This window comes from Streptomyces sp. (genome assembly GCF_035563135.1).
GTDB lineage: Bacteria > Actinomycetota > Actinomycetes > Streptomycetales > Streptomycetaceae > Streptomyces.
The window spans coordinates 1-10,112 of sequence record NZ_DATMVN010000617.1; the positions used below are offsets into that span (position 1 = coordinate 1).

At 70.5% G+C, this 10,112-nt stretch carries 11 protein-coding genes; all 11 read right to left on the reverse strand.

Annotated features, from left to right (window positions below):
- Positions 1-302: 302 nt before the first annotated feature.
- The 11 genes from VN520_RS27495 to VN520_RS27545 all read right to left on the reverse strand — a co-directional run bounded on the left by VN520_RS27495 (position 303) and on the right by VN520_RS27545 (position 10,015).
- Positions 303-860 carry an adenine phosphoribosyltransferase gene (locus VN520_RS27495; RefSeq protein WP_325749647.1) on the reverse strand — a complete coding sequence of 186 codons (558 nt, stop codon included), beginning with the start codon at positions 858-860 and terminating at the stop codon, positions 303-305.
- On the reverse strand, positions 857-1,969 hold the full coding sequence (gene secF / locus VN520_RS27500; RefSeq protein WP_325749648.1) for a protein translocase subunit SecF: 1,113 nt from the start codon (positions 1,967-1,969) through the stop codon (positions 857-859). Before secF ends, VN520_RS27495 begins: the two co-directional genes overlap by 4 nt.
- 1 nt (position 1,970) lies before the next feature.
- A complete protein-coding gene (gene secD / locus VN520_RS27505) occupies positions 1,971-3,725 on the reverse strand; it encodes a protein translocase subunit SecD (RefSeq protein ID WP_325749649.1) in 1,755 nt (584 codons plus the stop codon).
- 147 nt (positions 3,726-3,872) lie between these two features.
- Positions 3,873-4,334 carry a preprotein translocase subunit YajC gene (gene yajC, locus VN520_RS27510; protein ID WP_325749650.1) on the reverse strand — a complete coding sequence of 154 codons (462 nt, stop codon included), beginning with the start codon at positions 4,332-4,334 and terminating at the stop codon, positions 3,873-3,875.
- 169 nt (positions 4,335-4,503) lie between these two features.
- Complete coding sequence (gene ruvB, locus VN520_RS27515; RefSeq protein ID WP_325749651.1) at positions 4,504-5,577, reverse strand: Holliday junction branch migration DNA helicase RuvB; 1,074 nt, start codon at positions 5,575-5,577, stop codon at positions 4,504-4,506.
- 82 nt (positions 5,578-5,659) lie between these two features.
- Positions 5,660-6,286, reverse strand: a complete 627-nt coding sequence (ruvA, locus tag VN520_RS27520) for a Holliday junction branch migration protein RuvA (RefSeq protein ID WP_325749652.1) — start codon at positions 6,284-6,286, stop codon at positions 5,660-5,662.
- Entirely contained in the window at positions 6,283-6,816 is a 534-nt protein-coding gene (gene ruvC, locus VN520_RS27525) for a crossover junction endodeoxyribonuclease RuvC (RefSeq protein ID WP_325749653.1), read from the reverse strand. The genes ruvA and ruvC overlap by 4 nt, the downstream gene beginning before the upstream one ends.
- 120 nt (positions 6,817-6,936) lie before the next feature.
- Complete coding sequence (locus tag VN520_RS27530; protein WP_325749654.1) at positions 6,937-7,689, reverse strand: YebC/PmpR family DNA-binding transcriptional regulator; 753 nt, start codon at positions 7,687-7,689, stop codon at positions 6,937-6,939.
- A gap of 61 nt (positions 7,690-7,750) precedes the next feature.
- Positions 7,751-8,383, reverse strand: coding sequence for a pyridoxal 5'-phosphate synthase glutaminase subunit PdxT (gene pdxT / locus VN520_RS27535; RefSeq protein ID WP_325749655.1), 633 nt, complete (start codon positions 8,381-8,383; stop codon positions 7,751-7,753).
- 6 nt (positions 8,384-8,389) lie between these two features.
- Positions 8,390-9,310 carry a pyridoxal 5'-phosphate synthase lyase subunit PdxS gene (gene pdxS, locus VN520_RS27540; RefSeq protein ID WP_325749656.1) on the reverse strand — a complete coding sequence of 307 codons (921 nt, stop codon included), beginning with the start codon at positions 9,308-9,310 and terminating at the stop codon, positions 8,390-8,392.
- A 156-nt stretch (positions 9,311-9,466) separates the two neighbouring features.
- Entirely contained in the window at positions 9,467-10,015 is a 549-nt protein-coding gene (locus tag VN520_RS27545) for a hypothetical protein (protein WP_325749657.1), read from the reverse strand.
- Positions 10,016-10,112 lie beyond the last annotated feature (97 nt).

The following is a 10,112-nucleotide window of genomic DNA, read 5'->3' on the forward strand; positions in this document are numbered from 1 at the left end:
CCGGAGCCTGGGCGGGGCCCTGGGTGCGCTCACCGGCGGGCCCGGGGGCGCCCGCCCCGTCGGACTGCGCCTTCCCGGGCGTGGCGGAGGCCGCCGCGGGCCTTTCGGGCTGCGGGGCGGCGACTGGCTGGGCCTCGTCTGGCAAGAGCGCTCCTCGTGCGGATCCGGGCTACCGGAAAGCCCATGGTATCGACCCCCGGGCAGGTCCTCGCCCGGGGCGTGTGGAACCCCTCACAACACGGGACGGGTACCCGGATGTTCCCGGGTACCCGTCCTGTACGTCCTCACGCGTGCGGCGCAGGTCAGAGGGTGATCAGAGCCTCCAGCGGAGCGTCCCGCAGCCCTGTCTCCAGGCGGGCGCGGCCGGCGAGGAAGCCGAGCTCCATGAGGACCGCCACCCCGGCGACCTGCGCTCCGGCCCGCCGGATCAGCTCCAGCGAGGCCTCGGCGGTGCCACCGGTGGCCAGGACGTCGTCGATGACCATGACCCGGTCGTCGGCGGCCAGGTCCTCGGCGTGGATCTCGATCTCCGCCGTGCCGTACTCCAGCTCGTACGCCTGCCCGAGCGTGGCGCCGGGCAGTTTCCCTGCCTTGCGCACGGGTACGAAACCGATCCCGGCCCGGACCGCGACCGGCGCGGCCAGGATGAAGCCACGCGCCTCAAGGCCGACGATCTTGGTGGCCCCGTGCCGTACGCAGAGCTCCACGAAGAAGTCGGTGAGCGCGCTGAAGGCGGCCGGGTCCGCGAGCAGCGGGGTGATGTCCTTGAACACCACTCCGGGCTTCGGGTGGTCGGGCACGTCACGGATGCGGCTGAGCAGGAGCTCCCGGGTGGCGTCGGTGACGCTCGTGCCGGTCATCGGCGGTTCCTCGGGGTCCTGCCGTGGCCCCCGGGCTGCCGCCGCTGGCCCACGACCGCTCCGGCCGGCTCGGTGTCCCCCTCCTCGGGGTCCCCGGCCCGGTCGTCACGCTCGTCCTCGGCGGACTCTCCCTTGGCGGCCGCCGCGGCCCGCTTGGCGAGGATCCGCTTCTTCAGTGCCTTTATCTGCGGCTCGCGTTCCTTGAGGTCGGCGACCAGCGGGGTGGCGATGAAGATCGAGGAGTACGCACCGGCGGCGAGGCCGACGAAGAGGGACAGCGAGATGTCGTTCAGCATGCCCGCGCCGAGCACACCGCCGCCGATGAACAGCAGGCCGGCGACCGGCAGCAGGGCGACGACGGTGGTGTTGATGGAGCGCACCAGCGTGCCGTTGATGGAACGGTTGGCGATCTCGCTGTAGGTCCAGCGGGTCTGCTTGGTGATCCCGTTCGTGCCCTCCTTCAGGCTGTCGAAGACGACCACCGTGTCGTAGAGGGAGTAACCGAGGATCGTGAGCAGACCGATCACGGTGCCCGGGGTGACCTCGAAGCCGACGAGGGCGTAGATGCCGACCGTGATGGTGATGTCGTGGATCAGCGCGATCAGTGCCGCGACGGCCATGCGCCACTCGAAGGCGATGGCGAGGTAGACCACCACGAGGACCATGAAGATGCCGAGGCCCGCCCAGGCCTTGTTGGCGATCTGCTCACCCCAGCTGGGGCCGACGAGGTCCGCGTTGATCTCCGCCTCGGGGATGCCGAGGTCCTCGGAGAGCTGGGCCTTGATCTGGTCGGCCTTCTGGGTGTCGACCTCGGTGATCTGGATCCGGAGCCCGCCGTTGCCGAGCTCCTGGACGATCGCCTCGTGGCCGGAGGCCTCGACCGCGTCCTCGTGCGCCTGGGAGACGGACACCTCGGCCTTGGTGTCGGTCGTGAAGACGGCGCCGCCCTTGAACTCGATGCCCATGTTCAGGCCGCTGACCGCCAGGCCGAGGATGGCCGTGATGGTGATCAGGATCGAGACGCCGTACCAGATCTTGCGCTTGCCGATGAAGTCGTAACCGACCTCGCCACGGTAGAGCCGGGCGCCGAGATTGCCGAGTCGCGACATCTCACGCCTCCTTCGGGTGGTCGGTGCGGACGTTGACGCGGCGCGAGCGGCGCAGCGGGGGCTTGGCGCCGAGCCGCTTCGGGTCCAGGCCGGACCACGGGTGACCGCTGGCGAAGAACTTCGTGCGGGCCATCAGTGTCATCACGGGCTTGGTGAACAGGAACACCACGACGACGTCGAGCAGGGTCGTGAGACCGAGCGTGAACGCGAAGCCCTGGACCTTGCCGACGGTGACGAGGAAGAGCACGGCCGCGGCGAGGAACGACACGAAGTCGGACACGAGGATGGTGCGCCGGGCCCTGGGCCAGGCACGCTCGACGGCCGGCCGGAGCGTGCGGCCCTCACGGATCTCGTCCCGGATGCGTTCGAAGTAGACGATGAAGGAGTCCGCCGTGATACCGATCGCCACGATGGCACCGCAGACGGCCGGGAGGTTCAGCGCGAAGCCGATGGCCGGACCGAGCAGGGCCATGATCGTGTAGGTCAGGATGCCGGAGGCCAGCAGGCTGAGGAGGGCGATGAGCGCCAGGCCGCGGTAGTAGGCCACCAGGTAGATGACGACCAGAGCCAGCCCGATGGCACCGGCGATCAGACCGGCTTCGAGCTGCTCGCCGCCGAGGGCGGCGGTGACGGTGGTGAAGGTGTCCTCGCTGAAGGACAGCGGGAGGGCGCCGTAGGAGAGGACGTTGGCCAGCTCCTCCGCCGACTGCTGGGTGAAGCTGCCGGAGATCTCGGCGCTGCCGCTGAGTGCCTCGTTCACCTGGGGCGCGGAGACGACCTCACCGTCGAGGGAGATCGCGAACTGGTTCTGCGGGGACTGCTGCGTCGACAGCTTCTTCGTGATCGTCTGGAACTTCTTGGAGCCCTTGTCGGTGAACTCCATCGAGACGAGCCAGATGCCGCGCTGCTGGTCGAACTGGGCCTTCGCGTCGTCGACGTCCGTACCGGAGACCTCGGCCGGGCCGAGGAGGTACTTGGCGTCGCCCTCGGAGCTGCACGCGACCGTGGAGTCCTCGGGCTTGACGCCGTCACCGGCGGCCGCACGGGCCTCCTTGTCGGTGCAGTCCAGCGCGGTGAACTTCTTTTCGAGCGCCGCGGTGGCGGGGTCGGGTGTCCCGGTCGCCGCGGGGGTGTCCGCCGCACCGGAGGTGCCGGCGGCCGGGGTCGGCGTCGTGTCCTTCTTCAGGGCGCCGGTGACGGCACGGCCCTGGGTGGTGGCGCTCGCCGAGGGCGTCGTCTTCGGGTCGGAGGCCGTTTCCGGGTCGCTCGCCTTCGCACTGGGCGTGGCGCTCGGCTTCCCGGAACCGCTCGCGGACGGGCTCGCGGAACCCTCGGGTGTCGGTGCACCGCCGGTGACCGTGAGCACGGGCCGGAAGTAGAGCTGGGCGGTCGTGCCGACCTGCTCCCGGGCCTGCTCCGAATTCGTCCCCTTGGGGATGTTGACGATGATGTTCGATGCGCCCTGGGTCTGGACCTCGGCCTCGGAGACACCCAGACCATTGACACGGCGTTCGATGATGCTGACCGCGGTGTTCATGTTGGTCTCGTTGATCGCCTCGGGCTTGCCGGGCTGGCTCTTCGCCTTGAGGGTGATCGAGGTGCCGCCCGCAAGGTCGATACCGAGCCGGGGCGTGGTGTGACCGGACAGGAACATCCCGCCGGTCAGGGCGACCATGGCGATGAGGATCAGGACCAGGGCACGCCCCGGCCTGCCCTGTCCACCGGTTGAGCCCCGGCCTTTCTTCGGTGCTGCCACCTTTTCGTTTCTCCCTGTCCAACCGCCCCGCGCCGGGTACGCGCCCGAGCGGCCACGAAGTGTTGTGGGGACCCGCCCCCGCAGATGACCGCACGGCCCGTAAGACGCCGGACACCTGTGGGTGCCCGGCGTCTGTGGGTCGTGGAACTACTTCGCGTCGCCCTTGCCGTCGGCCTTGGTGTCCTCGGCCTCGGCGTCCTTCGGCGCGTCGGCGTCCTCGGCCTTCTTGCCCAGGTCGATCTTCGCGACGTCCACGTCCGCGGGCTCGCCGGCGGTGAGCGAGGAGGCGTCGTCGGGCACGACCGTGCCGTCGCTCTCCAGCTCGTCGTCACCGTGGACGATGCGGTTGTACTCCGCGTCCTCCAGGACGGCGCCGATGGCGTTCTTGGCGTAGACGGCGTGGACGCCGGGCGCGACCTCGAGGAGAACCGTGTCCTCCTGAATCTCCTTCACGGTGGCGTACATGCCCCCGATCGTCCGGACACCGGTGCCGGGCTGCATGTCGTTGCGCATCTGCACAGCCGCCTGCTGCTTCTTCTTGGCGGACCGGGTCATCAGGAACATGGCCCCGATGAGCACGATGAAGGGGAGGAGGGTCACGAGACTCACGGGACGGAACTTCCTTCGCACGACCACGCTGGTAATCACGCGGCCTGATCTACGGGGGTGGGTACACCGACCTGTACGGGCGGCATCGGCGGAGTCTAAGCGAGTCCGCATCATTGGAACAACGTCCAGCATGGCACCGTGGTTCCCCTGCTGGCCACCCCGTCCTGTGTCACGCCCCGAACAGGCCCTGTTGTCCCTTTGCGCCGTGCTGCGGTGGTACGAGTCCGAGGTGCGCCCATGCCGCGGGGGTGGCGACCCTGCCCCGCGGGGTCCTCGCGAGCAGCCCTTCCCGCACGAGGAAGGGCTCGGCGACCTCCTCGACCGTCTCGCGCTCCTCCCCCACGGCCACCGCGAGGGTGGAGAGCCCGACGGGGCCTCCTCCGAAGAGCTTCAGCAGGGCGCTCAGCACCGCGCGGTCCAGCCGGTCGAGCCCCCGGGCGTCGACCTCGTACACCCGCAGGGCCGCGGCCGCGATGTCACGGTCGATCCGCCCCTCCGCCTTGACCTGGGCGTAGTCCCGGACGCGGCGCAGCAGACGGTTGGCGATGCGGGGCGTTCCCCGGGAGCGTCCGGCGATCTCGGCGGCGCCCGCTGTGTCTATGGCGACGTCGAGGAGGCCGGCGGAGCGGTGGATGACCCGCTCCAGCTCGGTGGGGGCGTAGAACTCCATGTGCCCGGTGAAGCCGAAGCGGTCGCGCAGCGGGGGCGGCAGCAGCCCGGCCCTGGTGGTGGCGCCGACGAGGGTGAACGGCGGCAGTTCCAGCGGGATGGCCGTGGCCCCCGGGCCCTTGCCGACGATGACGTCGACCCGGAAGTCCTCCATCGCCATGTAGAGCATCTCCTCGGCCGGCCGCGACATGCGGTGGATCTCGTCGAGGAAGAGGACCTCGCCCTCCTGGAGCGAGGACAGGATCGCGGCGAGATCGCCGGCGTGCTGGATGGCGGGGCCGGAGGTGATCCGGATCGGCGCGCCCATCTCGGCCGCGATGATCATGGAGAGAGTGGTCTTGCCCAGACCGGGGGCGCCGGAGAGCAGGACGTGATCGGCGGTGGCGCCCCGGGCACGGGCGGCCTTGAGGACCAGGTCGAGCTGTTCGCGCACCTTCTCCTGACCCACGAACTCGTGCAGGTCCTTCGGGCGCAGGGCGGCCTCGACCGCCGTGTCCTCGCCGTCCGCTCCGGCGTCGACCAGGCGGTCGTCCGTGAGGTCGCCGGTGTCGGGTCCGGTCTCGTCCCAGTTCATCTCGTCAGTCCCGCCTCGGGTGTTTCGGTGCCGGTCCGCGCGGTGTACCGGCCGGTGTGCAGGGCGTGTGGGGCCCCTGGGGTCAGCGTGCGCGGTTGAGTGTCTGCAGGGCGGCGCGCAGCAGCTGCGGCACGGGGGCCTGACCGCCGTCGGCGATCGCCGCCTCGGCCTGCGGGGTCACGGCGGTCACGGCTTCGTCCGCCTCTCGGGTGGCGTAGCCGAGGCCGATCAGGGCGGCCTGCAGCTGGTCGCGCCAGGAACTGCTGACGGCGGCGCCGATGCCCTGCTGTCCGATGTGCGCGCCGACCGGTTCGCCGAGCCGGTCCTTGAGTTCGAGGAGGAGCTTCTGGGCGCCCTTCCTGCCGATGCCGGAGACGGCGGTGAGTGCCTTCTCGTCACCGGTGGCGACGGCGGTGCGCAGGGCGTCGGGGCTGTGGGTGGCGAGCATGGCCTGGGCCAGCCTGGGGCCCACCCCGCTGGCGGTCTGCAGCAGCTCGAAGACCTGCCGCTCGTCGTCGTCCGCGAAGCCGTAGAGGGTGAGTGAGTCCTCCCGGACGACCAGGGACGTGGCCAGCCTGGCCTCCTCGCCGATCCGCAGGCCGGCGAGCGTGCCGGGGGTGCACTGGACGGCCATGCCGATGCCGCCGACCTCGATCACGGCCGTGGCCGGGGCGAGGGCGGCCACCGGGCCGGAGACGAAGGCGATCATGCGGTACGGCCTTTCAGCGTGCGGTGGGCGGCGACGGCCTGCTGCAGTCGGTTCTGAGCGGGCGCGCGCCAGATGTGGCAGATGGCGAGGGCGAGGGCGTCGGCGGCGTCGGCGGGCTTCGGCGGGGCGTCGAGCCGCAGCAGCCGGGTCACCATGGCCCCGACCTGGGCCTTGTCGGCGCGTCCCGATCCGGTGACCGCGGCCTTGACCTCGCTGGGGGTGTGCAGGGCGACCGGGATGCCGCGGCGCGACGCGCAGAGCATGGCGACGGCGCTGGCCTGGGCGGTCCCCATCACCGTACGCACGTTGTGCTGGCTGAACACCCGCTCCACCGCGACGCATTCGGGCCGGTGCTCGTCGAGCCAGCGCTCGATGCCCTGCTCGATGGCGACGAGCCGGTGGCCGAGCTCCGCGTCGGGCGGGGTCCGCACGACGCCGACGCCGACCATGGTGAGCGGCCGGCCGGCCACTCCCTCGACGACTCCGACACCGCACCGGGTCAGTCCCGGGTCAACCCCCAGCACCCGCATGAATGGGGCCCCCTTCGCCGCTCGGTCATCTGTTCCCGCAGGTTATCGGCTGCCACTGACAGTGCGACGGGCCGACGGGGTGTGTCCCGTCGGCCCGTCGGTGTACTGCGTGCCGCCGCCTCAGGCGTCGACCTTCTCCATGACCTCGTCGGAGATGTCGAAGTTGGCGAAGACGTTCTGCACGTCGTCGCTGTCCTCCAGGACGTCGATCAGCTTGAAGATCTTGCGCGCGCCCTCCTCGTCCAGCTCGACCTGCATGGTCGGGACGAAGTTGGCCTCGGCCGAGTCGTAGTCGATGCCGGCCTCCTGGAGCGCCGTGCGGACCGCGACCATGTCGGTGGCCTCGCTGAGCACCTCGAAGGTGTCACCGAGGTCGTTGACCTCCTCGGCACCCGCGTCGAGCACCGCTCCGAGCACGTCGTCCTCGGTCAGCTCGCCCTTGGGGACGATCACGACACCCTTGCGGTTGAACAGGTACGAGACGGAACCCGGGTCCGCCATCGAACCGCCGTTGCGCGTCATGGCGACACGGACGTCGGACGCGGCACGGTTGCGGTTGTCGGTGAGGCACTCGATGAGCACCGCGACGCCGTTCGGGCCGTAGCCCTCGTACATGATCGTCTCGTAGTCGGCGCCGCCGGCCTCGAGGCCGGCGCCACGCTTGACCGCCGAGTCGATGTTCTTGTTCGGGACCGAGCTCTTCTTGGCCTTCTGAATGGCGTCGAAGAGAGTCGGGTTGCCGGACACGTCGGCGCCGCCCGTGCGGGCCGCGACCTCGATGTTCTTGATCATCTTCGCGAAGAGCTTGCCGCGCTTGGCGTCGATCACGGCCTTCTTGTGCTTCGTCGTAGCCCATTTAGAGTGGCCGGACATCTGCCTTCTCCTTCGCGTCACCAAAATCGATCCGAACCCGAGAGATCCTACCGGGGCCGGATCAGCTCACGGAGCGCACCATGTCCGTGAAGAGCGCGTGCACGCGGTGGTCACCGGTCAGTTCCGGGTGGAACGAGGTGGCCAGGGCGTTTCCCTGGCGTACGGCCACGATATGCCCGCCGTGCACCGCGACGACCTCCGCACGCGCGCCGACCGACTCCGCCCAGGGGGCCCGGATGAAGACGCCGTCGACGGGCCCGCCGGGCACCCCGGCGACCTCCACGGCCGCCTCGAAGGACTCGTTCTGCCGCCCGAAAGCGTTACGGCGCACGATCATGTCGATGCCGCCGACCGTCTCCTGGCCGGAAAAGGGGTGTCCCCCGCCCGAACGGAGCTGAGAGGCCGGGGAAGGATCGAGGATCTTGTCGGCGAGCAGGATCATGCCCGCGCAGGTGCCGTAGACAGGCATCCCGGCGGCCACCCGTTCGCGCAGCGGCTCCAGCATGCCGAAGAGGACGGCCAGTTTGGACATGGTGGTGGATTCACCGCCGGGTATGACGAGCCCGTCGACCTCGGCGAGCTCCTCGGGCCGCCTGACCGGCCTGGCCAGGGCGTCCGCCGTGGCCAGGGCGATCAGGTGTTCCCGTACGTCGCCCTGGAGAGCCAGGACTCCGATGACAGGGGTGTGGGTCATCGGTGCTTACCAGCCGCGGTTGGCGTAGCGCTCGCCCTCGGGCAGCGTGTCGCAGTTGAAGCCGACCATGGCCTCGCCCAGGTTGCGCGAGGCGTCCGCGATGATCTTCGGGTCGTCGTAGAAGGTGGTGGCCTTCACGATGGCGGCGGCGCGCTTGGCCGGGTCACCGGACTTGAAGATGCCGGAGCCCACGAAGACGCCCTCGGCGCCGAGCTGACGCATCAGGGCCGCGTCCGCGGGGGTGGCCACGCCGCCGGCCGAGAACAGGACGACGGGCAGCCGGCCGAGCTCGGAGACCTCCTTGACCAGCTCGTAGGGGGCGCGGAGCTCCTTGGCCGCGGCGTACAGCTCGTTGTTGTCGTAGCCGCGCAGCCGGGCGATCCCGTTCTTGATCTGGCGCAGGTGCCGGACCGCCTCGACGACGTTGCCGGTGCCTGCCTCACCCTTCGAACGGATCATCGCGGCGCCCTCGGCGATACGGCGCAGGGCCTCGCCCAGGTTGGTGGCGCCGCAGACGAAGGGGGTGGTGAAGGCGAACTTGTCGCTGTGGTTGACCTCGTCGGCCGGGGTGAGGACCTCGGACTCGTCGATGTAGTCGACACCGAGGGACTGGAGCACCTGGGCCTCGACGAAGTGGCCGATGCGCGACTTGGCCATGACGGGGATGGAGACGGCCTCGATGATCTCTTCGATCATGTTGGGGTCCGACATCCGGGCCACACCGCCGTCCTTGCGGATGTCGGCCGGCACCCGCTCCAGGGCCATGACGGCCACGGCGCCCGCGTCCTCGGCGATCTTCGCCTGCTCGGCATCGACGACGTCCATGATCACACCGCCCTTGAGCTGCTCGGCCATGCCGCGCTTGACTCGGGCGGTGCCGGTGGCCGGGGTCTGGGCGGACTGCGGGGTGCTGGGGGGCGTGGACACGGATCGACCTCACTGGGGTGGAAAGACACTGAATACTGCAGCCCCGAGCAAACGCTCCGGAAGCAGTCCACAGCAAGGGCCAATGAGTACCCCGTGGACCGTTCTGCACGTCCCCGGGGCCCCGGACCGCCCGCTGCCGGCCGCCGGCCCGGCCCGCTACCGGCTCCCGGGACGGTCGGCCAGGGCGACCGGCGGCTCGTCGTCCATCTCGAACGCGAGCGGGAACGGGGCGTGCCCCGCCAGCCGGAACAGCCGCACCGTCCGGTGCCTGCGCAGCGCGCGGGCGGCACGCACGGCGTCGTTGTGGAAGCGGCGCGCCATCGGTACGCGGCGCACCGCGGCGGCCAGTTCCCTGGCCGCGTCCTCACCGCCCGGGAACTCCTTCACCGCCTCGACCTGCGCCACCTCGCCGAACACGGCCCGCAGGGCGGTGCTCAGCTCGCTCTCGGCGACCTCGCGCTGCTCCTCCTCGGCCTGTCGCGCCGCGTGCGCCGCCTCGTACAGGACGATCGACGCCGCGGGATCCAGGACCTTGGAGGTGGCCAGTTCCTGGGTGACCGACGCGCGGCGCAGCAGCTGGGCGTCCAGCGCCGCCCGGGCCGCGTCGATACGGGCGTGGAGCCGGTCGAGCCGCCCGGCGGTCCAGCTGAGGTACAGGCCGATCGCGAAGAGCGCGACGACGGTCCAGATGAGGATTTCGATCACGGGCGGCAAGGCTACCGCCGGAAGGAGCCCCCCGGGCCCGCCGGGGCCCGCCCCTCCCGGGCGGCCGTACCGGGCGGGGACCGGGCGGGAGCCGCCG